This is a genomic window from Thalassobacter stenotrophicus (genome assembly GCF_001458315.1).
Classification (GTDB): Bacteria; Pseudomonadota; Alphaproteobacteria; order Rhodobacterales; family Rhodobacteraceae; genus Thalassobacter; species Thalassobacter stenotrophicus.
In genome coordinates, this window is the sequence record NZ_CYRX01000031.1 from 120,311 (window position 1) to 143,527 (window position 23,217).

Annotated in this window: 23 protein-coding genes; 12 read left to right on the top strand and 11 right to left on the bottom strand. The window is 60.8% G+C overall.

Annotated features, from left to right (window positions below; genetic code table 11):
* Window positions 1-12 precede the first annotated feature (12 nt).
* The 6 genes from THS5294_RS11295 to THS5294_RS11320 all read left to right on the top strand — a co-directional run bounded on the left by THS5294_RS11295 (window position 13) and on the right by THS5294_RS11320 (window position 5,531).
* On the top strand, window positions 13-1,404 hold the full coding sequence (locus THS5294_RS11295; protein WP_058123847.1) for a protein adenylyltransferase SelO: 1,392 nt from the start codon (window positions 13-15) through the stop codon (window positions 1,402-1,404).
* Between the two features lie 66 nt (window positions 1,405-1,470).
* A complete protein-coding gene (locus THS5294_RS11300; RefSeq protein WP_038003401.1) occupies window positions 1,471-1,881 on the top strand; it encodes a Fur family transcriptional regulator in 411 nt (136 codons plus the stop codon).
* A gap of 43 nt (window positions 1,882-1,924) precedes the next feature.
* Complete coding sequence (locus THS5294_RS11305; protein ID WP_038003403.1) at window positions 1,925-2,812, top strand: DMT family transporter; 888 nt, start codon at window positions 1,925-1,927, stop codon at window positions 2,810-2,812.
* A 56-nt stretch (window positions 2,813-2,868) separates the two neighbouring features.
* A complete protein-coding gene (eno, locus tag THS5294_RS11310; RefSeq protein ID WP_038003404.1) occupies window positions 2,869-4,146 on the top strand; it encodes a phosphopyruvate hydratase in 1,278 nt (425 codons plus the stop codon).
* A gap of 45 nt (window positions 4,147-4,191) precedes the next feature.
* Window positions 4,192-5,091 (top strand): DMT family transporter, encoded by a 900-nt coding sequence (locus THS5294_RS11315; protein ID WP_058123848.1) that lies wholly within the window; start codon window positions 4,192-4,194, stop codon window positions 5,089-5,091.
* The gene (locus THS5294_RS11320; RefSeq protein ID WP_058123849.1) at window positions 5,088-5,531 is read left to right on the top strand and encodes a cupin domain-containing protein; all 444 of its coding nucleotides are present in this window, start codon (window positions 5,088-5,090) and stop codon (window positions 5,529-5,531) included. Before THS5294_RS11315 ends, THS5294_RS11320 begins: the two co-directional genes overlap by 4 nt.
* On the opposite strand, the gene THS5294_RS11325 is transcribed toward THS5294_RS11320, so the two are convergent.
* The 5 genes from THS5294_RS11325 to THS5294_RS11345 all read right to left on the bottom strand — a co-directional run bounded on the left by THS5294_RS11325 (window position 5,528) and on the right by THS5294_RS11345 (window position 9,375).
* The gene (locus THS5294_RS11325) at window positions 5,528-6,169 is read right to left on the bottom strand and encodes an HNH endonuclease (RefSeq protein ID WP_081946034.1); all 642 of its coding nucleotides are present in this window, start codon (window positions 6,167-6,169) and stop codon (window positions 5,528-5,530) included. The genes THS5294_RS11320 and THS5294_RS11325 overlap by 4 nt on opposite strands.
* A gap of 156 nt (window positions 6,170-6,325) precedes the next feature.
* Entirely contained in the window at window positions 6,326-6,994 is a 669-nt protein-coding gene (locus tag THS5294_RS11330) for an alpha/beta hydrolase (protein WP_038003410.1), read from the bottom strand.
* A complete protein-coding gene (locus tag THS5294_RS11335) occupies window positions 6,991-7,626 on the bottom strand; it encodes a DNA-3-methyladenine glycosylase family protein (RefSeq protein WP_058123850.1) in 636 nt (211 codons plus the stop codon). Before THS5294_RS11335 ends, THS5294_RS11330 begins: the two co-directional genes overlap by 4 nt.
* A complete protein-coding gene (locus THS5294_RS11340; protein ID WP_058123851.1) occupies window positions 7,616-8,341 on the bottom strand; it encodes a cobalt-precorrin-6A reductase in 726 nt (241 codons plus the stop codon). Before THS5294_RS11340 ends, THS5294_RS11335 begins: the two co-directional genes overlap by 11 nt.
* Window positions 8,338-9,375, bottom strand: coding sequence for a cobalt-precorrin-5B (C(1))-methyltransferase (locus tag THS5294_RS11345; RefSeq protein WP_058123852.1), 1,038 nt, complete (start codon window positions 9,373-9,375; stop codon window positions 8,338-8,340). Before THS5294_RS11345 ends, THS5294_RS11340 begins: the two co-directional genes overlap by 4 nt.
* A 97-nt stretch (window positions 9,376-9,472) precedes the next feature.
* Here THS5294_RS11345 and cobA point away from each other — a divergent pair, with 97 nt between their 5' ends.
* Genes cobA through THS5294_RS11360 form a run of 3 tightly spaced genes read left to right on the top strand, consistent with a single transcriptional unit; the run spans window position 9,473 to window position 12,855 of the window.
* The gene (gene cobA / locus THS5294_RS11350; RefSeq protein ID WP_058124182.1) at window positions 9,473-10,324 is read left to right on the top strand and encodes a uroporphyrinogen-III C-methyltransferase; all 852 of its coding nucleotides are present in this window, start codon (window positions 9,473-9,475) and stop codon (window positions 10,322-10,324) included.
* Window positions 10,321-11,592, top strand: coding sequence for a cobyrinic acid a,c-diamide synthase CobB (locus tag THS5294_RS11355; RefSeq protein ID WP_058123853.1), 1,272 nt, complete (start codon window positions 10,321-10,323; stop codon window positions 11,590-11,592). The genes cobA and THS5294_RS11355 overlap by 4 nt, the downstream gene beginning before the upstream one ends.
* 42 nt (window positions 11,593-11,634) lie before the next feature.
* Window positions 11,635-12,855: an MFS transporter gene (locus THS5294_RS11360; protein ID WP_058123854.1), complete on the top strand. Its 1,221-nt coding sequence runs from the start codon at window positions 11,635-11,637 to the stop codon at window positions 12,853-12,855.
* Between the two features lie 72 nt (window positions 12,856-12,927).
* Here THS5294_RS11360 and THS5294_RS11365 read toward each other — a convergent pair whose 3' ends face one another.
* The 3 genes from THS5294_RS11365 to cysS are packed head-to-tail and all read right to left on the bottom strand — an operon-like array spanning window position 12,928 to window position 16,683.
* A complete protein-coding gene (locus tag THS5294_RS11365; protein WP_058123855.1) occupies window positions 12,928-13,665 on the bottom strand; it encodes a squalene/phytoene synthase family protein in 738 nt (245 codons plus the stop codon).
* Window positions 13,662-15,269: a citramalate synthase gene (cimA, locus tag THS5294_RS11370; RefSeq protein ID WP_058123856.1), complete on the bottom strand. Its 1,608-nt coding sequence runs from the start codon at window positions 15,267-15,269 to the stop codon at window positions 13,662-13,664. Before cimA ends, THS5294_RS11365 begins: the two co-directional genes overlap by 4 nt.
* Window positions 15,270-15,315: 46 nt before the next feature.
* Complete coding sequence (gene cysS / locus THS5294_RS11375) at window positions 15,316-16,683, bottom strand: cysteine--tRNA ligase (protein ID WP_058123857.1); 1,368 nt, start codon at window positions 16,681-16,683, stop codon at window positions 15,316-15,318.
* Between the two features lie 155 nt (window positions 16,684-16,838).
* On the opposite strand from cysS, the gene THS5294_RS11385 reads away from it, so the two are divergent.
* The 3 genes from THS5294_RS11385 (at window position 16,839) to THS5294_RS11400 (ending at window position 20,244) form a co-directional block, all read left to right on the top strand.
* Window positions 16,839-17,189 carry an MmcQ/YjbR family DNA-binding protein gene (locus tag THS5294_RS11385; RefSeq protein WP_072936621.1) on the top strand — a complete coding sequence of 117 codons (351 nt, stop codon included), beginning with the start codon at window positions 16,839-16,841 and terminating at the stop codon, window positions 17,187-17,189.
* 74 nt (window positions 17,190-17,263) lie between these two features.
* On the top strand, window positions 17,264-18,451 hold the full coding sequence (locus THS5294_RS11390; protein WP_058123859.1) for a pyridoxal phosphate-dependent aminotransferase: 1,188 nt from the start codon (window positions 17,264-17,266) through the stop codon (window positions 18,449-18,451).
* A gap of 242 nt (window positions 18,452-18,693) precedes the next feature.
* Entirely contained in the window at window positions 18,694-20,244 is a 1,551-nt protein-coding gene (locus THS5294_RS11400; protein WP_058123861.1) for a trimethylamine methyltransferase family protein, read from the top strand.
* Window positions 20,245-20,247: 3 nt separating this feature from the next.
* On the opposite strand, the gene eda is transcribed toward THS5294_RS11400, so the two are convergent.
* The 3 genes from eda to hisI all read right to left on the bottom strand — a co-directional run bounded on the left by eda (window position 20,248) and on the right by hisI (window position 23,200).
* Window positions 20,248-20,889, bottom strand: coding sequence for a bifunctional 4-hydroxy-2-oxoglutarate aldolase/2-dehydro-3-deoxy-phosphogluconate aldolase (gene eda, locus THS5294_RS11405; RefSeq protein WP_058123862.1), 642 nt, complete (start codon window positions 20,887-20,889; stop codon window positions 20,248-20,250).
* Window positions 20,890-20,960: 71 nt separating this feature from the next.
* Window positions 20,961-22,766 (bottom strand): phosphogluconate dehydratase, encoded by a 1,806-nt coding sequence (gene edd, locus THS5294_RS11410; RefSeq protein WP_058123863.1) that lies wholly within the window; start codon window positions 22,764-22,766, stop codon window positions 20,961-20,963.
* Window positions 22,767-22,840: 74 nt separating this feature from the next.
* A complete protein-coding gene (hisI, locus tag THS5294_RS11415; protein ID WP_058123864.1) occupies window positions 22,841-23,200 on the bottom strand; it encodes a phosphoribosyl-AMP cyclohydrolase in 360 nt (119 codons plus the stop codon).
* Window positions 23,201-23,217 lie beyond the last annotated feature (17 nt).

The following is a 23,217-nucleotide window of genomic DNA, read 5'->3' on the forward strand; positions in this document are numbered from 1 at the left end:
ATGAGGTGGGCGATGTTAGCGTTTGAAAGCACATATGCGGATCTGCCCGCCCGGTTCTACACGGCGATGCAGGCCACGGCTGTGGCCGACCCGTCTTGGCTGGCGGTGAATGACGGCTTGGCCCAAGACCTCGGCACCAGCGGGGCGGACATCCGCGCGCATCTGGAGGTCTTTGCAGGTAACACCCCGCCTGCGGGCGCGCAGCCATTGGCGCAAGTTTATGGCGGGCATCAATTTGGCCATTGGTCCGGACAATTGGGCGATGGTCGCGCGCTCCTACTGGGTGAAGTGATCGACACCCAAGGCAACCGGCGCGACGTCCAGCTCAAGGGTGCGGGCCCCACGCCCTACTCCCGCTCGGGCGATGGACGATCAGCCCTTGGGCCTGTTGTACGCGAATTTTTGGTTAGCGAAGCAATGGCCGCCCTTGGCGTGCCGACCACCCGCGCGCTATGTGCTGTGCGCACCGGTCAGCAGGTGTTGCGGCAATCCGGGTGGGAACCCGGCGGCATTCTGACCCGCGTCGCCGCCAGCCATATTCGTGTGGGCACCTTTCAATGGCTGGCCAGTCAAGGCGATCGGGAGGGTGTTGCGGCACTGGTTGACTATACGCTCAATCGCCATGCTCCCGACCGCGAAGGCCCCCTTGGCCTGCTTGCCCATGCGATGCACGCACAAGCCCATTTGATCGCAGAATGGATGGGCCTTGGCTTTATTCACGGGGTGATGAACACCGACAACATGACCCTTTCGGGCGAGACAATCGATTACGGCCCCTGCGCATTCATGGAAGGCTACACCCCCGGCCAGGTGTTTTCATCGATCGACCAAATGGGCCGCTATGCCTATAGCAACCAACCCAACATTGCCCTTTGGAACCTTGCGCAACTGGCGACCGCCCTCTTGCCACTGTGGGATGACCAGGAGGCGGGCATTGCCGAAATGACCGATGCGTTGGAGCAATTCCACACCGCCTACGCCGCCGCCTGGGAAAGTAAACTCGCAGCCAAAATCGGACTAGAGAGGGCGCATTTTGGGCTGGGTGTCGAGCTACTGGAATTGATGGCCGCAGAGCGCGCCGATTTCACCAATACTTTCCGCGCATTGGCCTCAGATACCGCCCACACGTTGTTCACCGACACGGCCCCCTACGCCGCGTGGCACGCCAAATGGCAGGCCCATGCGCCAGATCATACATTGATAGCGCGCACCAACCCCGCCGTGATCCCGCGCAACCACCGCATCCAAGAGGCAATCACCGCCTGCGACGCGGGCGATGACGCGCCGTTTCACGCGCTTTGGGACGTTTTGCGCGATCCCTTCGCCGAAACGGATGCCAACGCGCCCTATCGCCAGCACGCAACCCCCGAAGAAGCCGTCACTCGCACCTTTTGCGGGACCTGACCCAAAGGCGCGAATTGCAAACGGCAGTGCGCGCCCCTAGACCTTGGGTGTTGAGAGGGAAGATTGATGCGAGAAACAATTTTAAGCCGCTGCGAGGCCAAAGGCCTGCGCATGACCGAACAGCGCCGCATCATTGCGGGCGTGCTTGAAGCGGCAGATGACCACCCCGATGTCGAAGACCTCTATACCCGCGCCTCGGCGCAGGACCCCAATATCTCCATCGCGACGGTCTATCGGACGGTCAAATTGTTTGAAGAAGCCGGCATCCTAGAAAAGCTGGAATTTGGCGATGGCCGCGCCCGGTACGAGGACGCCGACCGGGATCACCACGATCACCTAATCGACATGACAACCGGCGAAGTTATCGAGTTCGTCGACCCCGAAATCGAAGCCTTGCAGGAAAAAATCGCCGCACGGCTTGGGTTTACGCTCAAAGGCCACCGGCTTGAGCTATACGGCGTGCGGCGCAAGGGATGACGTCCTTCGGGCCTGTAGCCCCCTCATTTTTCGGAGCCTTTGTATGAACGACACGCTGCGTGGCGCGGTTTGGATGACCCTTGCGATGGCGCTTTTCGCTGTTGAGGACGCCTTTATCAAATGGGTATCGGGCGAGGTCACGGTGGGCTTCATTATCCTCGTGATCGGCCTGATTGGCTTTGCGATATTCGCAAGCATTGCGCGGGCCCAAGGCCACGCGCTCTGGTCTGCGGAATTGGCGACCCGGCCCGTTGGGTTGCGAATCGCGGGTGAGGCCGTGGGCACGCTGTGCTTTGTCAGCGCGCTGGCCTTGGTCCCGCTGGCCACGGCCACAGCGATTTTCCAATCTGGGCCGCTGATCGTCACGCTGGGGGCCGCAGTTTTCCTAGGCGCGCCGGTGGGGTGGCGCCGTTGGAGCGCGATCATCGTAGGCTTTCTTGGGGTTCTGCTAATTGTGCGTCCCGGCACTGTATCGTTTGATCCGTATCTTTTGTTGGGTGTTGGTGCGGCCATCGGCTTGTCGATCCGTGATTTGGCGACCCGAGCAGTGCCTGCAAACGTGCCATCCATGGTGTTGGCTGCACACGGATTGGCCGCGATTGTGCCCGTGGGTGCAGGGTTGATGCTGTTCACTGGCGGCAGCCCGTTGCCCAGTTGGCTAGGGCTAGCGGGTCTGGTGTTTGCAACCTTTGCGGGGCTGGCGGGTTACTATGCCATTGTGACCGCGATGCGGCTCGGCGATGTCGCTGTGGTCACGTCATTCCGCTATACCCGGCTTTTGTTTGGTCTCATCATTGCCGTCGTTATCTTTAACGAACGCCCTGACGCGTTAACGCTTGTGGGTGCGGCGATCGTACTTGCATCGGGCATATACACCCTCATGCGCGAGGCACGTGTGGCAAGGCGCGCACCCAAGACCCCTTCCCCTTAAGGACGTGACCCGGTAGGACGTCCTCACCCCATTTACCGACCACCGGAGACCAGTTCATGAGCACCATTATCGACGTCCACGCCCGCGAAATCCTTGATAGCCGCGGCAACCCCACCGTGGAAGTTGACGTCACCCTCGAAGACGGGACCATGGGTCGCGCGGCTGTGCCTTCGGGCGCATCCACCGGCGTGCACGAGGCGGTTGAACTGCGCGATGGCGACAAAAGCCGCTACATGGGCAAGGGTGTTCTAAACGCTGTGGCCGCTGTGAACGGTGAAATCGCCGACGCGCTTGTGGGCTTTGAAGCAACAGAACAAGAAGCCATCGATGCCGCCATGATCGAGCTTGACGGCACCCCCAACAAAGCGCGCCTTGGCGCAAACGCCATCTTGGGCGTTTCTATGGCTGTGGCGCACGCCGCCGCCGACTATGTGGGCCAACCACTTTACCGCTACATCGGCGGCACATCCGCCCGTGTTCTGCCTGTACCGATGATGAACATCATTAACGGTGGTGAACACGCGGATAACCCCATCGACATCCAAGAATTCATGATCATGCCCGTCTCGGCCACATCCATTGCCGAAGCTGTGCGCATGGGGTCCGAGGTGTTCCACACCCTGAAAAAAGAACTGTCCAATGCAGGCTACAGCACCGGCATCGGCGATGAGGGTGGCTTCGCACCGAACCTCAGCTCGACCCGTGACGCGCTGGATTTCATCCTCAAGGCCGTTGAAAAAGCGGGTTACAAACCCGGTGAAGATATCTATCTGGCACTCGATTGCGCCGCGACAGAATACTTTAAGGACGGCGCATATGTGCTTGCGGGTGAGGGAAAAACCCTGACACCAGCAGAGAACGCCGCCTACCTAGAAGCGCTGGTGAACGACTATCCAATCATCTCGATCGAGGATGGTATGTCCGAAGACGACTGGGAGGGGTGGAAGATCCTGACCGACGCGATCGGCGACAAAGTGCAACTGGTGGGCGACGATCTGTTCGTCACGAACCCCGCACGCCTCGAGATGGGCATTGAGCAAGGCTGCGCGAACTCCTTGTTGGTTAAGGTTAACCAGATCGGCACTCTGTCCGAAACACTTGAGGCCGTGAGCCTTGCGCAACGCACGCAGATGACATGCGTGATGTCCCACCGTTCCGGTGAGACAGAGGATGCAACCATTGCCGACCTCGCCGTCGCAACCAACTGCGGGCAGATCAAAACCGGCAGCCTCGCGCGCTCGGACCGGCTGGCCAAATACAACCAGCTGATCCGTATCGAAGAAGCCCTCGGTGAGACCGCTGTCTACGCTGGCACCTCGATCCTGCGCGGCTAGGCGCGGGCACTTGTACCGTTACATGACGCGGCCTAGGGTCGCGTCATGACCCACCTACCCGCTCCATCGCTCGACCGGCCCATGTTGGGCATCGCGTTCATGCTTGGCTTTTGCCTCATGGCGCCACTGGGGGACGGGATGGTCAAGGCTTTGGCCGGGACGTTCCCAATTTTGATGCTGGTGTTCGTGCGAACCACGACACAAACCGTATTGCTGGCCCCACTTGTTGCCCGCAATCTAGCTTCGCTACACCTCTCCTCCCGGCTTTGGCGCCTAACGCTGCTGCGTGCGTGCCTGTACATCCTCGGGATTTGGGCGATGTTCGCCTCTCTCACCTATCTGCCGCTAGCCGATGCCATCGCGATTGCGTTTGTAATGCCGTTCATCTTGCTTTTGCTTGGGCATTTCGTGCTGGGCGAAGAGGTCGGGCCGCACCGCATGGGGGCCTGCGCAGTCGGATTTATGGGCACATTGATGGTGATCCAGCCAAGCTTTGCAAACGTCGGCTGGCCCGCGATGCTGCCGCTGGTCGTCGCGGTGGTCTTTGCGCTGTTTATGTTGGTCACACGTCAGATTTCCAAGGAAATTGACCCAATCACATTGCAGGCCATCAATGGCGCGCAGGCAAGCGTTCTGGTTGGTGCTGCGGTCCTACTCACAGGGGCACAGAGCACATGGCCTATACCCCAAGGCGCTGATATATTGTGGCTTTTTGCCCTTGGCGCGTTGGGCACTTTGGGGCACCTGTGCATGACGTGGTCCTTGCGCTTGGCCCCGGCCTCCACGCTTGCCCCTATGCAATACCTCGAAATTCCGGTTGCAACCATCATCGGGTTCGCCGCCTTTGGTGACCTGCCCAACGGCCTTGCGGCTGTCGGGATCTGCGTCACAGTCCTGACCGGTCTCTACATCATTTTGCGCGAAAACAAGGGGAGGTCTGCATGACCGCCGATCAGATCATCGCAACACTCAACCTACAGCCCCACCCCGAGGGCGGCCATTATCGCGAAACATGGAAGGCCGATGCCACAGATGGTGAACGTCCTGCGGGTACGGCGATTTACTTTCTATTAAAGGCGGGCGAACACAGCCATTGGCACCGGGTCGATGCGGATGAGATGTGGTTTTGGTACGCAGGCCATCCGTTGGAGCTACGCGTATCGGACGATGACGCAGGCCCCGCCAAGGTGAACCTTTTAGGCCCTGACATTTCGCAAATGCAGCCCCAAGCGCTTGTGCCCAAAGACGCGTGGCAAGCGGCTCGCCTGCCAAAGGATGCACCCATGGACGCTTGGACTTTGGTCAGTTGCACCGTCACACCGGGCTTTCAATTTGAGGGCTTCACCCTCGCAGAGCCGGGATTTGACATCCCCGACGCGGTCTAGGCGTCTAGCTCGGCGTCCCAGTACAGATAATCCATCCAGCTTTCGTGCAAATAATTGGGTGGAAACTTTCGACCCAAGTTCATCAACTCGGCACTTGCAGGCTGACGCGGCGCACGGCGCAGGCTAAACCCGCATTGCTTCAATGACTTGGAGCCCTTTCTTAAATTGCACCGAGAGCATGAAGCCACCACATTCTCCCACGAGGTCACCCCACCACTGGCCCGAGGCACCACGTGATCAAACGTCAAATCCCCCTTCGAGGAGCAATACTGACAGGTGAATTCATCGCGCAGAAACAGGTTAAACCGAGTAAATGCTACGCGTTTTTGCGGTTTTACATAGTCCTTAAGAACCACAACCGAGGGCACGCGTATTTCCGTCGTGGGGCTGCGCACGGTGTGATCGTACTCAGCCACAATATCCACCCGATCCAAGAACGCCGCCTTCACCGCGTCTTGCCACGGCCAAAGGCTGAGCGGCAGGTAGCTCAGCGGCCGGTAATCCGCGTTCAGCACAAGCGCCGGATAGTGTTTCAGTGTTTGGGGGTCGCGTAAAAACGCGGTTTTAAAATCATCGCCCGTCGGGGGCGTGGGATGCGTTGGGGGGGTAATCCCAACGTCGTTTGGTCGTGCGTCCATCAAAGACTCCGTCCTCGCTCCGTATGCCGCAGTGGCCACCAGAGCGGGAGCCCCGCCCCAGCAACTTTCACTATATATGGCGGCTGCCATCTGGCAAGACCCTAGATGGCAGCTTCCAAGAGTGTCATACGAAGACGATGTAACGGGCGCGTGACGCTATTCCAGTCCCAACACGGACCGCATAAAAGCAAGCGAAACGCTTAGCCCATCGGGCGCAATCCCGTGGCCTGTGCCCTTTTGAACGTGGGCAAAGACTTTCTCCCACCCCGCCTCTTGCAACGCTTCGGCGGCTTTGGGCAGGCTTTCGACCGGAACCACATCGTCGGCGTCGCCGTGAACAAGCATTACCGGGGGGCGTGATACGACCTCTTCGGCTAGGCTTTCTGGCTCTAGCAAACGGCCCGAAAACGCGACAACGCCCGCAAAGGCCTCGGCCCGGCGTGGGGCAACGTGCAACGCCATCATCGTCCCTTGGCTAAAGCCAAAGAGAACCGTTTGCGCCGGGGTCACGCCGTGTTCCGCCATCAGATCATCAAGAAACGCGTTCAGGTCATCCACCGCGAGCATCATGCCCTTGCGCGATTCCTCCTCGGAGGAGCCATCAATCCACGGAATGGGAAACCATTGAAATCCCATAGGGTTCGCCACAGACCGCTCTGGCGCGTTGGGCGCGGCAAAGGCTGTGTCCGGCAGGTGTTCAGCCAGTGGATCGGCCAGCCCCAACAAATCTGGGCCATCTGCGCCGTATCCATGCAGAAAAACCACAAGGTTCTTGGTCGTCCCCGACTGGGGCGCGCGGCTTTGGTGATCGAGCGTGCGTGTCATCGGGTCCCTTCCCTTGATTTAGCCACCCCGTAGTAGGCCCAAAGAACGCGGGCTGCAACGGCGCGCCACGGGGCCCAAGCCTCGGACATGGCGCGGATCTCTTTTTCCTTTGGGCGCGTGTCTAGATTGTACAAAATCCGCACGCCTTCTTGGAGGGCAAGGTCACCCGGCGCAAAGACATCCGCACGCCCCAGCGCAAACATCGCGTATATTTCCGCGGTCCAACGCCCGATGCCGGACACTTGGGTCAATTCCTCAATCACCGCCTCGGTTGGGGCGTCGCGCAACGCCTTAAAATCGATCCGCGCCTCGGCAAGTGCCCGGGCATAGCGGATTTTCTGAGCCGATAGCCCACATACGCGCAGATCCTCATCTGTCGCCCACATGATTTTGCGTGGGCCTGTCAGTTTAGCGGCCTTCATCCGCCCCCAAATCGCATCCGCCGCCGCAACCGAGATTTGTTGGCTCACAATGGCATCGAGTAACGGCGCAAATCCGTCAGGCTTGCGGCGCAACGGCAGCGGCCCGGTTTGGGTCAGCGCATAGGCCATGCGCGGGCACGCAGCCGCCAACGCCATGGCACCTTCCGCTACACATTCCGGCGTCTCGATGATCCGTTCGTTATGAGGCATGGGCTTTGACAAAACTTTCGGCTGTATCGAGGGATGTCGTGACCGGCGCATCCGGAACGGGTGGCCGAGACAGCAAAATGACCGGCAATCCAAGGGTGCGCGCGGCGTCCAGTTTGGCGTAACCCATAGGGCCCCCTGAGTTTTTTGCGATCATGTGCGTGATACCGTGCCGTTGCAAAAGCGCGACCTCAACTTGCGGATCATTGGAGGGCAGCCCCACGATCACCCCGCCTTTTGGCCAGGGCGCGGGACCTGTATCATCAACGCGTCGAAGCCAGATCGTATGTGCGTGCAAGGCTTTGGTGTGATCAGCACTTTGCCCCCCGGTTGCAAGAAAGATGGTGCTGTTGGTCGGGAGGATGGCCGCCGCGTCCGCGAGGGTAGCCACCTCTTGCCATTGATCGCCCGATTGCGGCTGCCAAGCAGGGCGCAACAGGCGCAGATACGGTACGGCCATTTCACCACAAATAGCAGAGGCCCGCTGCGACATCTTCGCGGCGTAAGGGTGTGTCGCGTCAATAACTGCGGTGACACCTTCATCTTTTAGAAAGGACCGGAACCCATCGGCCCCGCCAAAACCACCTATCCTTGTGGGGACACCGTAGGGTTTAGGTTTCCGCGTTACACCCGCAAGTGACGCAATCACCGCAAGCCCGGTGAGCCGCTGGCTCAGCGCGCGCGCCTCACCCGTCCCCCCCAACAGTAACACCGTCATGCAGCGCGCCCAATGATGGTGCCCGCACGGTCGATGATAATTGTATCAACTTTAATATCAGTGTCTTGCAAAGTGATCTTCACCTGATTGAGTGCCCTATGCGCAACCGCTTCCGCAAGGTTGGGCCCCACACGGGTGTAGGCCTCAAGCGCGGTGTTGCAGTCCGTCAGATCCTGCCCAACCCAAGAAGATAGCGCGCCAAGGTCAACCTGAGACCGGCCCGAGTGCAAATCCATCGCGCCTTGGGCCAGTTTGCACATTTTGCCAATGCCCCCGCCAATCGTCAGACGCGGAACCGGGTGGCGCCGCAAATATTTTAGCAGCCCCCCCGCGAAATCCCCCATGTCCAGCATCGCGTGATCCGGCAGGCCATGTACCCCCTGCACGATCCGCTCAGACGTGGCACCGGTGCAGCCCGCAACATGGGGCAGCCCACTGGCTCGCGCCACGTCGATCCCACGGTGGATCGAGGCGATCCACGCCGCACAGGAAAACGGGCGCACAACACCTGTGGTGCCCAAAATTGATAAACCACCCTCAATCCCAAGGCGCGGGTTCCATGTCTTGAGGGCCAGTTCCGCGCCGCCAATCACGCTCACAGTGATCTCAACATCAGGGGTTCGGTCGTACGCCACGGCAAGCGCCACGACTTCTTCTTCCATCATCTTGCGCGGTACGGGGTTAATTGCGGGTTCACCCACGGCAATTGGCAGCCCCGGTTTGGTCACCAGCCCCACGCCCGCACCCGCGCGAAACACCACGCCGCCTGCACTGGGCCGGACGGTCACGCGGACCTCGGCACCGTGGGTCACGTCGGGGTCGTCGCCTGCATCTTTGATGATCCCGGCCTCGGCCTGATCAGATGAACAACGACCGCCAACCACCTCAAATTCTGGGTTTTCTCCCTTGGGCAGAATGACCGAAACCTGCCCCGGCACGGTACCCGCCCACAGGCCCATCAACGCGGCCTTCGTAGCCGCGGTGGCGCAGGTGCCAGTGGTCCACCCCCGGCGTAATGTGACAGCATCAGTCATGCCGGCACCCTAGCGACACGTGGATGCGTCGCCAATGGGCAAAGGCTTGTCGTCAGCGCATCTTTTCGCCGCGCTAAAGAACAGGCATAAGCGCGGCATGAACGACTCTGTTTCCTTTCCGGGCGGTAACTGGCCCGAGATGCGTACTGGCTGGGTGTGGCTATGTGGTGCTGGCCCGGGTGATCCCGGCCTGATGACGCTGCACGGTCTGAACGCGCTGCGTCAGGCTGATGTTATCGTGTATGACGCACTTGTGGGCGACCGCCTGTTAGAATGGGCCCCGCAAGCCGAGCATATCTATGCAGGCAAGCGCGGCGGCAAGCCTTCGTCCAAGCAGCGCGATATTTCGCTCCGCTTGGTTGAGCTGGCGCGCGCGGGCAAGCGGGTCTTGCGGCTCAAGGGGGGCGATCCGTTTGTATTTGGCCGTGGCGGCGAAGAGGCTCAGACCCTTGTGCAGCATGGCATCCCGATCCGCATCATTCCCGGCATAACCGCGGGCGTGGGCGGCTTGGCCTATGCGGGCATCCCCGTCACCCACCGAGACGTTAACCAATCTGTGACCTTTGTCACCGGACATGACGCCAGTGGAAACACGCCGTGCGGCTTAGATTGGGCCGCAATCGGCCGCGGCAGTGAGGTCATCGTGATCTACATGGGCATCAAACATATCGCCCAGATCACCGAGGCCATCATCGCTGGCGGCAGGCATCCGGACGAACCCGTGGCCGTGGTGCGCTACGCCACCCACGAGACCCAAGAAGTGCTCGAAACCACGCTTTCGCGCGCAGCGGCGGACGTCGAGGCCAGCGGCATGGGCGCACCTGCGATCATCTGCGTAGGCCGCGCCGTTAGCCTGCGCCAAGCCCTCGACTGGCAGGCCATGGCCGCCGGAGAGGCCCCGCGCAGCCTGGACCCATTGGACCGTGGGCGCCCGGCAGAAGTGTCGTGAAAGGCCTGATCCTCGCCGCACCCACCTCTGGATCCGGCAAAACGACGGTCACGCTGGGGCTGTTGCGCGCGCTGAGCGAAGCTGGCGTCAACGTCAGAGGCGCAAAATCTGGCCCCGATTACATTGATCCCCGCTTTCATGAGGCCGCCTGCGGGCGGCCTTGTATGTCTTTGGACGCATGGGCCATGGGCCCCGAACAATTGCGTGCGCTTGCCACCAAAGGCACACCAGAGCTTTTGCTGGTCGAAGGCGCGATGGGCCTATTTGACGGGGCGCCCCCGGCCGGAAGGGGATCCACCGCAGACCTCGCCCGAACCCTCGGCCTGCCCGTCGTCTTGGTCGTGGATGCCGGGCGCATGGCCCATTCCATCGCGCCTTTGGTGGCCGGTTTTGCGAACTTTCACCCAGAGGTTACGATTGCCGGTGTGATCCTTAACCGCGTTGGCTCCCCCCGGCATACTGGGATGTTACGGGCTGCCCTTGAGCCGCTTGGCATACCGGTCCTCGGTGCGGTCCCACGCGTGCGCGGGCTTGAACACCCGGACCGACATTTGGGACTTGTGCAGGCGCAAGAGCGGCCGGACCTAGACGCATTCCTCGATCGCGCAGGCGACACGCTTGCCCTAACGGTTGATCTAGACAAGCTGCATGACCTAGCAGCGCCCATCGCAACAGCACCCACACCGCAGCCCGCCAAGCCCCCTGCGCAGCGGATTGCATTGGCCTCGGACGCGGCGTTTGATTTCGCCTATCCGCACCTTTTGGACGCATGGCGCGCCGCAGGGGCACAAGTGATCCCGTTTTCGCCGCTTGCGGATCAGGCTGTGCCAGAATGTGATCTGGTCTACCTGCCCGGCGGCTACCCTGAATTGCACGCAGGCAAGCTGGCGGCGAGTGCCGTGTTTCTTCATTCGCTGCGGCGGGCCAGTGAAACCGCGCAGATCTATGGCGAATGCGGCGGCTACATGGTGCTAGGTCAGACCTTGGTTGATGCAACGGGCACTCCCCACGCCATGGCCGGCCTGTTGAACCTAGAAACCAGTTTTTCGACCCGAAAACTGCACCTCGGCTACCGCCGATTGCACGCAGATCACGGCGCCTTTCCCGGCGCATGGACAGGCCACGAATTTCACTACGCCACGACCGTCAGGGCAAAAGGTGAGCCGTTGTTCACCGCCCAAGACGCTGAGGGCACCAAATTATCCCCGATGGGTCTGCGCGATGGCGCGGTCAGCGGGTCATTTGCACATTTGATCGCACCACTGTGACCCGCGCTGGACGCGGTGCTGGGCAGACTGTAGGACAAGAGCATGACAGCAATCGTTGATTCGTCGACAAACGACGCCCGCGCCAAACGCAATGTAATCGTCTTGGTCATGGCCCAAGCGATTTTGGGCGCTCAGATGCCTATGCTCTTTGTGGTGGGCGGTTTGGCGGGCCTGACGATTGCGCCTTCCCCGCTGCTGGCCACGCTGCCGATTTCGCTGATTGTGTTTGGCTCAATGACCACAGCGCCGTGGATTTCACCGCTTATGCAGCGGATGGGCCGACAGGTTGGTTTTGTGATCGGCGCGCTTGGCGGGGCCGCTGGCGGGCTGATTTGTGCGGCGGCACTTTACCTAGATAGCTTCGCGCTGTTCCTGATGGGCAGCTACTCCACCGGCATTTATATGTCCGCGCAAGGGTTCTACCGCTTTGCCGCGGCTGATGGTGCATCGGATGCCTATCGGCCCAAAGCGATTTCCTACGTGATGGCAGGCGGCCTTGTGGCGGCTCTGTTGGGGCCGCAGCTGGTCAAGGTCACGAACGAAGCGTTTATTTATCCGTTCTTGGGCACATATCTCGCGGCGGCCGTTCTGAACATTGTTGGTATGTCGCTGTTTTGGTTCCTAGACATGCCAAAACCTGCGCCTGTTGCCGCCAACGCCCCAAAAGGCCGCACGAGGATGGAGCTGTTGCGCGACCCTGCCGTTTTGGTCGCGATCATCTGTGGGATGGTAACCTATTCACTGATGAACCTCATCATGACCTCGACGCCATTGGCCGTCGTGGGCTGCGGCTTTACGACCGGCGATGCGGCGGACATTGTGTCCGCTCATGTGATCGCGATGTTCGCGCCGTCGTTCTTTACCGGGCATTTGATCGCGCGCTTCGGCGCGAGCAAGGTCGTGTCCGTAGGCCTGTTGGCACTTGGCCTTGCAGGTGTGGTCGCGATCGCAGGTGTGGATTTGTTCAACTTTTACGGCGCGTTGGTATTGCTCGGGCTTGGTTGGAACTTTGGCTTCATCGGCGCAACCGCCATGTTAACGGCGAACCACGCACCAGAGGAGCGCGGCACTGCGCAAGGTTTGAACGATTTGATCGTGTTCGGGTTCGTTACACTGGCCTCGCTCAGCTCGGGCGGATTGGTGAACTCGGGGGCTGATATGGTCGCGGGCTGGACAGCCGTAAACATCGCGATGGTGCCGTTTTTGACGCTTGCCGGGGCGGCTTTGATCTGGCTTCGCTTGAGGCCTCTGGAAGTCGCCTAAGACGTTTTTCTTTGATCGCGATGCGATGCGCGCCTGCGGCGCTTATGAGTATTTGTGGAACAAAGGAGCGCGCTAAAGGCCTAGAATTGCGGCCTTTGCGAGGCTGATCCGTTTTTTGAATTCAGATTGGCCGAGGCTTCCCTCCGCGACGCGCATCGGGTTTTGAGCCGCTTGTTTCAAAAGCACCTTGACCTCCCACGCCGGAAGCAGGGCCGCGTTTTTCGCTGGTTTGAGGAGGTTCAGAGCGTGGGCCGCGAGGGTCCGAATGGCTTCGGGACGACCATCCACAAGGGGAATACGGTTTGCGGCTTCAAGCGCCGGAACTGCGCGGAACCAGTTGGCGAGGCCCAGTGCCCTGCCCCAAGCGCGAACGGCTGGTTCTTCGGAGGCGCGCGCGCCAGTAAGCCGAGCCGCTGTCCAGAGGACGCCTGCGCTTGTTTCATCGAGGTATTTTTCGAAGTGCGCCGCGTCTTCGAATGGGTCCTTGTAGATGTCCCATCTCCGGGCGGCCACAGCCAGATCGAGCGTGGCGCATGCCTCTGCATCCAATAGCTCAGCCAGCGGTGAGACAACTTCATGACGGCGCACCGCCCCACCCGCCTCTATCTCTTCGAGCGCATCGCGCCACCATTGCAACCGCATCTCTGCGATCATCGGTTCTTGGGTCACCCAAGGGGCGCGTGCGATTTCCACGTTGAACGCATACAGCGGGAAGAGTGTGGCCCGCAGCGCCGGCGGCGCAGCCATCGTTGCCAGAAAGCGGTCAGGATCGCCCCGTTCGACCAGTTCGGCGCAGGCCTGTAGGCTCACGTGTCTTGCACCAGCTTCCAGCGGATCGCATCGACCAAGGCCTCAAAGCTCGCGTCTACTATGTTGGCCGAAACCCCCACGGTGGACCAGCGGCGGCCCTTGTCGTCTTCGCTGTCGATGATCACACGGGTGACAGCCTCGGTACCGCCTTGGGTTATGCGGACCTTGAAATCCACCAGTCGGATGTCTTCGATCAGGTCTTGGTAGGCGCCGAGATCCTTGGTCAAGGCCTTCGCCAGCGCGTTAACGGGGCCGCGGTCCGTGCCTTCGGCATCCATGCTTTCGCTGACGGATAGCTTTTTCTCACCGCCGACCTTTACGACCACCACGGCCTCCGACAGGCTCACCACTTGGTCGTACTTATTTTTGCGCCGCTCAACCGTGACGCGGTAGCGCTTGACCTCAAAGAAGTCGGGGAGCTGGCCAAGAGCCTCGCGGGCGAGCAGCTCAAAACTGGCCTGTGCGGTGTCGTAGCTGTAGCCCGCATCCTCACGCGTTTTGATCCGATCGAGGATAAGCCGCAGCGCGTCCGTGTCGTCGGTCGGCAGGCCCGCGCCCTCAAGCCGTTTGCGCAAGTTCGACAGACCCGCTTGGTTTGACATCGGAATGATGCGCGCATTTCCCACGGTTTCAGGTGGGATATGTTCATAGGTTGCGGGGTTTTTCGCAATTGCGCTCGCGTGTAGGCCCGCTTTGTGCGCGAACGCCGAGGCGCCCACATAGGCCGCTTCGCGTCTGGGCACGCGGTTAAGAATATCATCCAGTTTGCGCGAAATCCGCGTGAGGTCGGCAAGGCCATCGGTGGAAATGCCGGTGTCGAACATCTCCCTATAGGGAGATTTCAGGACCAGTGTTGGGATCAGCGCAGTCAGGTTGGCGTTTCCACAACGCTCCCCCAACCCGTTAAGCGTACCCTGGATCTGGCGCGCCCCTGCCTCAACCGCCGCCAAGCTGCCCGCAACGGCCTGTTCGGTATCGTTGTGCGTGTGGATGCCCAGATGGCTTCCGGGCACACCGGCTTCGATGACCGCGCGGGTTACTTCCGCGATGCGGCCGGGCATTGTGCCGCCGTTCGTGTCACACAGAACGATCCAGCGCGCGCCGGCATCAAGGGCGGTGGTCGCGCAGGCAATCGCGTAGTCTGGATCAGCTGAGTAGCCGTCAAAGAAATGCTCCGCGTCGAACAGGGCCTCGCGCCCTTGGGCCGTGACATGCGCGATGGAGGCGCGGATCGCCTCAAGGTTTTCGTCAAGCGTACAGCCCAATGCCGTATCCACGTGGAATGGGTGCGTTTTGCCCACCAAGCACACCGCAGGAGTGCCTGCGTTCAACACGGCGGCCAGCACATCGTCGTTCTCCGCCGAGCGGCCAACCCGTTTGGTCATGCCAAAGGCCGTCAGGGTCGCGTGCTGTGTCTGTGCGGTTTCAAAAAACGCACTGTCTGTTGGGTTCGCTCCGGGCCAGCCGCCCTCAATATAGTCGACCCCAAGCGTGTCGAGCATGGCCGCAATCGCTTGTTTCTCAGCCGTGGAGAACTGAACGCCTTGGGTCTGCTGCCCGTCGCGCAGGGTTGTGTCATAGAGGGAGAGTTTAGCGCGGGTCATAAGGCCTGCCCCTGTTCGGCGTTCAGTGCGGTTTGGTGGGGGTACATCATACAAGTCCCTCCAACGCAGCCGGATCGAACCCCGTACCAGCAGACAAGGCCACGCCTTCCTTGCTCATCCGGACTTCAACGCCAGCGGCCAAGAGAGCCGTTTTCAATCGATCCACCTCAGTGAAATCCTTGGTCGCCATAGCCGTCGCGCGCGCCTCGGTTAGGGCGGTTTCATAAACACTCAGGTCCACGTTGTCCCAGCCCCCCAAGTCCTCGGTCAAAAGGCCCATCAAACGGGCCGACGCCAACAGAACCGCCGCGTCTCCCGCGCCCGCCAATTTGTGCAACGTCGCGATAGCCCCGGCCGTGTTCACGTCGTCACAAAGCGCTGCGATCACCTCAGGGGCCGCGGTTGCGGTGGGTTCAACGCCCGCCGTGAGCGCCCTCCACTTGCGCAACGTTTTCGCGGCATCCTCGGCTTTCCGTTCGGTCCAATCCATCGGCTTTCCGTAATGCGTGGATAGGAACACGAACCGGATCACCTCACCCGGCACGCCTTTGTCCAAAAGGTCCCGCACGGTGAAAAAGTTGCCCAAGGATTTGGACATCTTTTTGCCCTCGACCAGCAACATCTCATTGTGCAGCCAAACCTTCGCAAAACCCGCGCCCGGATTGGCGCAGCACGATTGTGCGATCTCATTCTCATGGTGCGGGAACATCAGATCATTGCCACCGCCATGGATATCGAAGGTCTCGCCCAATAGCTCATAGGCCATCGCCGAGCATTCGATGTGCCAACCCGGACGACCCCGGCCCCACGGGCTATCCCAACCGGGCGTCTCGGCGTCCGACGGTTTCCAAAGGACAAAATCCATGGGGTCATCTTTGTAGGGGGCCACTTCCACCCGTGCCCCCGCGATCATGTCGTCCACAGACCGCCCCGAGAGCCGTCCATAGTCACTATAGCTTGCGACCCGAAACAGCACGTGCCCCTCAGCCGCATAGGCATGGTCTTTGGCGATCAAATCTTCGATCATCGCCACCATCTGCGGGATATACTGCGTGGCCCGTGGCATATGCGTGGGTTCCAACGCGCCAAGCGCCCCCATATCGTCCAGATACCAGCCGATCGTCTCATCGGTGATGTCGCCGATCGCCCGGCCCGATTGCGCTGCACGGGCGTTAATCTTGTCGTCTACGTCAGTGAAATTCCGCACATAGGTGACATGATCCGCACCATAAACCTCTTGGAACAAACGGAAAAGCACGTCGAACAGGATCACGTTGCGCGCGTTGCCAAGGTGGGCGCGGTCATAGACCGTGGGGCCGCACAGATACATGCTCACTTCGCCGGGCGTTACCGGGTCAAAGGGCTCAACTTTGCGCGTGAGCGAGTTGCGCAAACGGATCTGGGGCGCCGTCATGGCCGGATCTCCTTGTCAGGGGCGAGCACATCTACCCGCCTGCCGCGCTCGGTTATCAGGTTGCGCTGCATCTTGAAACCCGCCGCCCGCATCCACCGCCCAGATCGCGTTGAAAAAGGTTTGCAAATCACTAATTCTCCAATAGGTTGTATTTCATGCTTGCTGCTGACGTAGATACACATTGTGCGAGCCTACGGGGCACCACGTTAGACTTCCCTTTCGGGCCCGAAATTAAGGTCTGGAAAGTCGGGAGCAAAATGTTTGCGGCCTATGCTACAGACGGCTCTGGAATCTCCGTAAAATGCCGAACAGCCCACAGCGCCTCGGTCCTGATTGAATTGGGCAAAGCAACCCAACCGCCCTACCTGCGTGAGGGTGGATGGGTCATGATTGGGTGGAATCGCCCCCGAAGTGAGATCATGGATCGAGTGACCACATCCTATGAGGTCGTACTCTCGACCCTCTCGCCTGCGCGGCGGCTCAGCGCGGGCAGCGCCGAGCGTTAACACCCCGTAGTGCGGTTTGACATGGGCGCGATCCCATGGCTTGGTGCGACCAAATCACAGTGGGGGACGCCGCAATGAATGTATCACACAGGTTGAGTGGATTGACCGGCGGCGGCTCCGACGGGTGGGATGTGTTCTACAAAGCACGCGCCATGAAGGCCGCAGGCACGCCCGTGGTTGAGCTGACCATCGGAGAGCATGACATTCGCACCAGCCCTGCGATCTTGGACGAAATGCACAGGGCCGCCCGTGCGGGCCACACAGGCTATGCCGCCGTGCCCGGCATCCCCGATTTGCGCGCCACCGTCGCCGCCCGTGTCCAAGCCCGTACAGGCGTCCCAACCGGACCACAAAACGTTGTCATCACCCCCGGCGGGCAATCCGCACTGTTTGCCGCACATATGGCCGCGCTCGACCCCGGTGAACGCGCGCTTTACCTTGACCCGTATTACGCGACCTACCCCGGCACGATCCGGGGCGCCGGTGGTGTGGCCGTATCCGTTCCCACCCAGTCGGAGGCCGATTTCCAACCCACACGCGCGGCCCTTGATGCTGCATTAGGCGACGCTCCAGCCCGCAGCCTGCTAATCAACACGCCCAACAACCCCACAGGCGTGATCTATGGCGCCGAAACACTTGGCATCATTGCCGATTTCACCTGTGCCAACGACATGTGGCTGATTTCGGATGAGGTCTATGACACCCAAGTCTGGGACGGCGCGCACCTGTCACCCCGCGCCCTGCCCGGTATGGCGGAACGGACCTTGGTGGTCGGTTCAATGTCCAAGAGCCATGCGATGACCGGCTCTCGGGTCGGGTGGTTGGTGGGGCCCGAAGACATCATCGCCCACCTCATCAACCTATCGACCCACACGACCTATGGCGTGCCGGGTTTCTTGCAGGACGCAGCTCTGTGGGCCTTGCGCCAAGGGGATGCGTTTGAGGCTGAAATCGCTGCACCCTTCCGGCGCCGCCGCGATCAAACGCTGGTCCAGATCAACGCCCAAGATATCGTGCGCGCCCTGCCTTCTGGGGGGGCGATGTATCTAATGTTGGATGTCCGTGCCACGGGCCTGAGCGGTGAGGCGTTTGCCGATGCCTTGCTCGACGCCCATCACATCGCGACCATGCCCGGCGAAAGCTTTGGCGCATCGGCCGCTGGCCACATCCGGCTGGCGCTGACGGTGGATGATGCGGCCCTGCGTTCAGCGGTCGAAACGCTTTTGCAGTTCGCAGCGCATCTCGCCTCTAAGGCGGCCTAGCCCCACAGCGTATCCGCCTTTGAGGTCTGAAAACGACACTTTGTCGCTTCCAAGCGCGCGGAACGGGGAATCGCGTGCATAGCTGGCACCATGAGCCGCAAGAAAAAACACCACCGCGACAATGATTGGAAGATCGCGCTTGTGAGCCGCACCATCGGTGCGGATCGGGGACGTGCGGCGCGGGGCAGACCGACCAAAGGCTGATCACCCTTTCCTGCCCTTACTCCAGATCGAGATCAAACATGAATGCAGAACCCAAACGGCGCAGTCCGCGCGCCGGTGGCCGCGCCGCGCGTCATGCGCTGCGTGCAGCCCCTCTTGCGGCCGATGTGACACCCGTTCGCGCCGGATTGCCCGGCGGCACGTTCAACCCGCTCAGCCAAGATGACATACTTGCCATCCATGAGGCCGCACTTACAGCGCTCGAAGAAATCGGCCTCGCGGATGCGCCCCCCTCGGGGGTGGAGATCATGACCCGCGCAGGTGCCACACTGGGCGAAGACAAACGCCTGCGGTTCCCACGCGCGCTGGTCATGCAATCGCTGGAATTGGCCGCACGTGAGATCACATTGCAAGGACGCGACCCGGCCCACGATTTGCACCTAAGTGGTAGCAAAGTGCACTACGGCACAGCCGGGGCCGCGGTTCATATGGTGGACGTTGAAACCGGCACCTACCGCGAAAGCACCTTACAGGACCTTTACGACGCGGCTCGTATTGCGGACCGTTTGGATAACGTCCACTTTTTGCAACGCCCCATGGTCCCGCGCGACATCCCGGACGCACAGGAGATGGACCTCAACACCCTGTATGCCTGCGTTTCGGGCACAACCAAGCACATCGGCACCTCATTTGTGGATGCCGTCACCGTGCCCATGTGCCTCGAATTTCTGCGTGAGGTGGCGGGCAGTGATGAGGCCTGGCGCGCGCGGCCATTTGTGTCAAACTCGAACTGTTTTGTCGTCCCACCTATGAAGTTCGCCACCGAAAGCTGCCTTGTGATGGAGGCCTGTATCGGGGCGGGCATGCCGGTACTGCTTCTATCGGCCGGTCAAGCGGGTGCGACAGCCCCTGCCCCCATCGCAGGTGCCATTGTCCAGGCCGTGGCTGAGTGCCTTGCGGGCGTTGTCTATGTCAACGCGATGGCACCGGGGCATCCGGCTATTTTTGGCACGTGGCCATTTGTGTCTGATTTGCGCACGGGCGCGATGTCGGGCGGTTCGGGCGAGCAAGCGCTGTTGACCGCAGGTTGCGCACAGATGCACCGCTTTTACGGGCTTCCCGGAGGTGCCGCGGCCGGCATTGCCGATGCCAAGCTGCCCGACATGCAAGCTGGATGGGAACAAGGGATATCGAACACACTTGCAGGGCTCGCCGGTTTGAACATGGTCTATGAAGCGGCAGGCATGCACGCCTCTCTTCTTGGGTTCTGCCTTGAGAGCCTCATTTTGGGCGATGACCTGATCGGGCAAGCCCTCAGGTGTGTGCGTGGGATTGAGGTTAACTCTGACACTCTCGCGCTGGACACGATGCGCAGCACCTGCCTTGGCGGGCCGGGTCATTACCTCGGGACAGATCAAACCCTGAGGTTGATGCAGACCGAGTTCATTTACCCCGCGCTGGCGGACCGAAGCTCCCCCAAGGAATGGGAGGAAAACGGCCGCCCCGAGTTGCTCAAGAAAGCCACAGCACGCAAGGAGGAGATCCTTAGCCAGCGGTCAAATGCGGTGTTCGATGCAGGATTGGACGCCCGCCTGCGCGCCCGGTTCCCGGTCAAACTGCCTGTCCAATAGACCTTAGGCCGTGAGGCTTGCCGCCTCACGTGCCAAAGCCTCGATCCCGGCCCAATCCCGCGCCGCAATAGCGGAGGCAGGAGCGACCCAAGAGCCACCAACACAGACCACGTTGGGCAGCGCCAAGTAGCTGCCCGCGTTCTGCGGAGACACACCACCCGTGGGGCAAAAGGTGATTTGTGGCAGCGGGCTGGCCAGTGATTTCAGCGCAGGGGCACCGCCCGCAGCCTCAGCAGGGAAGAACTTGAGCATGTCATAGCCCTGCTCCAGCAAGGCCATCGCTTCTGTTGCCGTGGCCGCGCCGGGCAAGAGCGGCAGGCCGTATTCTTGGCAGGCCGCCAAGAGATGAGGTGTGGCCCCCGGCGAGACACCAAACTGCGCGCCTGCTTCTTTGGCGGCTTTTACATCCGCCGCCGTCAGGAGCGTGCCGGCCCCGACGATCCCGCCTTCAACCTGCGCCATCTCACGGATCGCGTCGAGAGCCGCATCTGTGCGCAATGTGACCTCAAGTGCGGGCAAGCCGCCGGCCACCAACGCCCGCGCCAGATCAGCTGCCGTGCTTGCATCATCCAAAACGAGCACAGGCACGACGGGGGCTGCGGCGCAGATGGCACGTGTGGCGGAGGATTGTTCGAGAGGGGTCATAGTGTGGTCCTGTGTTGAGAGGTCGGGTGCCTCCGGCGGGAGTATTTGGGGAACAAAGGAGGCGGAGCGTGCTAGACGACCACACCTGCGCCCGTGTCGGCGCTGCCAGCGGTTTGGCGAAAGATGTCAAACAGCTCCCGCCCGATGCCGGATTGATTTGCGGTAAGGTCGGGATGCTTGATCGGACGATCCGTGACACCGGGTGTCAGCACTTCGAGGATGCCATTGGTGGCATCGACACGTACAATGTCGCCATCCTGGACTTGCGCGATCACGCCCCCATCAAGCGCCTCGGGCGAGACGTGAATGGCGGACGCGATTTTGCCTGATGCGCCCGACATCCGAGCATCCGTCACGAGGGCCACGCGCTGGCCGCGCCCTTGGAGGATCGAGAGCACCGGGGTCAGCCCGTGCAGTTCGGGCATGCCATTGGCTTTGGGGCCTTGGTAGCGGACGACAATCACAACATCGTCGGTCAACGTGCCCGCCTTGAAGGCGGCTTTGACTTGTTCTTGGTCCTCAAAAACCCGCGCCGGGGCCTCAAGGCTGTGGTAGGCCGGGTCGACAGCGGAGACCTTCATCACCCCGCGCCCTAGGTTGCCCGAAAGCTGTTTGAGGCCGCCCGAGGGCTGGAAAGCCTCTGACGCGGAACGGAGGATTTTGGAATTGAGTGTGGCGCGAGGCCCCGGTTCCCAGTTGACGCGGTCACCACTGAGTTTCGGCTCAGTGGCATAGTTGGACAGGCCCGCGCCCGCGACTGTTTTGACGTCCTCATGCAGATGGCCAGTCTCGAGTAGATCGTGGATAATGTAGGCCAGCCCGCCCGCCGCGTGGAAGTGGTTCACGTCCGCGAGACCGTTGGGATAGACCCGCGCCATAAGGGGCGTTGCCTCTGAGATATCCGCGAAATCTTGGAGATCGATTATGACACCTGCCGCACGCGCCATTGCGATCATGTGAATCACAAGGTTCGTTGAGCCGCCCGTCGCCATCAGGCCCACAAGGCCGTTCACGATCGCCTTTTCGTCGAGGATATCGCACACGGGCGTGTAGGCATTGCCAAGGCCCGTGATCGCAGCCGCGCGCTCGGTTGCAGCATCCGTCAACGCGTCACGCAGCGGTGTGCCGGGGTTGATAAAGGAGGCACCGGGCATATGTAGACCGATGAACTCCATCAGCATTTGGTTTGAATTCGCGGTACCGTAGAACGTGCAAGTTCCGGGGCCGTGATAGCTATCCATCTCGGCCTTCATCAGCGTGGCGCGATCAATCTCGCCCTTTGCGAATTGCTGACGGATCATGGCTTTTTCGTCGTTCGGTAGGCCCGAGACCATTGGCCCTGCAGGCACAAAGATGCCCGGCAGATAACCAAAGGTTGCAGCCCCGATAATCAGACCTGGGACGATCTTGTCACAGACCCCAAGGTAAAGTGCCGCATCAAAGGTGTTGTGCGTAAGTGCGACCCCCGTCGCCAAGGCAATCACATCGCGTGAAAAGAGCGAAAGCTCCATCCCGACCTGCCCTTGTGTGACGCCGTCGCACATCGCGGGAACACCGCCCGCTATCTGCGCGGTGGCGCCGACCTTGCGGGCGGCGTCCTTGATGCGATCTGGATAGTCTTTGAACGGTTGGTGCGCAGAGAGCATATCATTGTAGGCCGTCACGATCCCGATGTTGGGCGCACGCTCTGCGACCAGCGCGTCCTTGTCGTCGCCCATCGCGGCGTAGGCGTGGGCTTGGTTCGAGCAGGACAGATGCGCGCGACGCGGGCCATCTTCGGCGGCGCGGCGCATCCGATCCAAGTATTGGCTCCGGGCGGATTTGGAACGTGCCACAACACGCTCGGTAATGGCGGCAATTGTGTCGTTAACAGGCATACGTCTCTCCTCTTTCGTCACCGCCAAGTATCAATGTTAGCGCTAACGGTCAACCCTCAGAACGCGGGTTGTGATCAGGCCATTGGCTCCATCAGCACCTGTTCGCCCTCATCCGTGATATCCGTATAGAAACAGACCCTTCGGTTGGTGTGACAGGCAGGCCCGTTTTGACGCACCAAGGCGAGCAGACAATCGCGGTCGCAATCGACGCGCAGCGCCTCAAGGGCTTGGGTATTGCCCGAGCTTTCGCCCTTGACCCAAAACGCCTGCCGCGAGCGCGACCAATAGGTAACGCGACGTGTTTCAAGTGTTTTGGTGACGGCTTCTGCGTTCATCCACGCCATCATCAAGACCTCATGCGTGTCGCAGTCTTGTGCGATCACGGGGATGAGCCCTTGTGCGTTATAAGTCAGGGTTGAGGGGTCAAAGGCCATCGGGTTGCTCCATTGCA

Coding starts and splice junctions, on each gene's coding strand:
- THS5294_RS11335 (WP_058123850.1), bottom strand. CDS start 7,626: ATGCCTCATAACGAACGGATCATCGAGACGCCGGAATGTGTAGCGGAA.
- THS5294_RS11360 (WP_058123854.1), top strand. CDS start 11,635: ATGACAGCAATCGTTGATTCGTCGACAAACGACGCCCGCGCCAAACGC.
- THS5294_RS11295 (WP_058123847.1), top strand. CDS start 13: ATGTTAGCGTTTGAAAGCACATATGCGGATCTGCCCGCCCGGTTCTAC.
- THS5294_RS11340 (WP_058123851.1), bottom strand. CDS start 8,341: ATGACGGTGTTACTGTTGGGGGGGACGGGTGAGGCGCGCGCGCTGAGC.
- THS5294_RS11330 (WP_038003410.1), bottom strand. CDS start 6,994: ATGACACGCACGCTCGATCACCAAAGCCGCGCGCCCCAGTCGGGGACG.
- THS5294_RS11400 (WP_058123861.1), top strand. CDS start 18,694: ATGAATGCAGAACCCAAACGGCGCAGTCCGCGCGCCGGTGGCCGCGCC.
- THS5294_RS11305 (WP_038003403.1), top strand. CDS start 1,925: ATGAACGACACGCTGCGTGGCGCGGTTTGGATGACCCTTGCGATGGCG.
- eda (WP_058123862.1), bottom strand. CDS start 20,889: ATGACCCCTCTCGAACAATCCTCCGCCACACGTGCCATCTGCGCCGCA.
- cobA (WP_058124182.1), top strand. CDS start 9,473: ATGAACGACTCTGTTTCCTTTCCGGGCGGTAACTGGCCCGAGATGCGT.
- hisI (WP_058123864.1), bottom strand. CDS start 23,200: ATGGCCTTTGACCCCTCAACCCTGACTTATAACGCACAAGGGCTCATC.
- cysS (WP_058123857.1), bottom strand. CDS start 16,683: ATGACGGCGCCCCAGATCCGTTTGCGCAACTCGCTCACGCGCAAAGTT.
- THS5294_RS11390 (WP_058123859.1), top strand. CDS start 17,264: ATGAATGTATCACACAGGTTGAGTGGATTGACCGGCGGCGGCTCCGAC.
- cimA (WP_058123856.1), bottom strand. CDS start 15,269: ATGACCCGCGCTAAACTCTCCCTCTATGACACAACCCTGCGCGACGGG.
- THS5294_RS11315 (WP_058123848.1), top strand. CDS start 4,192: ATGACCCACCTACCCGCTCCATCGCTCGACCGGCCCATGTTGGGCATC.
- THS5294_RS11325 (WP_081946034.1), bottom strand. CDS start 6,169: ATGGACGCACGACCAAACGACGTTGGGATTACCCCCCCAACGCATCCC.
- THS5294_RS11345 (WP_058123852.1), bottom strand. CDS start 9,375: ATGACTGATGCTGTCACATTACGCCGGGGGTGGACCACTGGCACCTGC.
- THS5294_RS11300 (WP_038003401.1), top strand. CDS start 1,471: ATGCGAGAAACAATTTTAAGCCGCTGCGAGGCCAAAGGCCTGCGCATG.
- edd (WP_058123863.1), bottom strand. CDS start 22,766: ATGCCTGTTAACGACACAATTGCCGCCATTACCGAGCGTGTTGTGGCA.
- eno (WP_038003404.1), top strand. CDS start 2,869: ATGAGCACCATTATCGACGTCCACGCCCGCGAAATCCTTGATAGCCGC.
- THS5294_RS11385 (WP_072936621.1), top strand. CDS start 16,839: ATGCTTGCTGCTGACGTAGATACACATTGTGCGAGCCTACGGGGCACC.
- THS5294_RS11320 (WP_058123849.1), top strand. CDS start 5,088: ATGACCGCCGATCAGATCATCGCAACACTCAACCTACAGCCCCACCCC.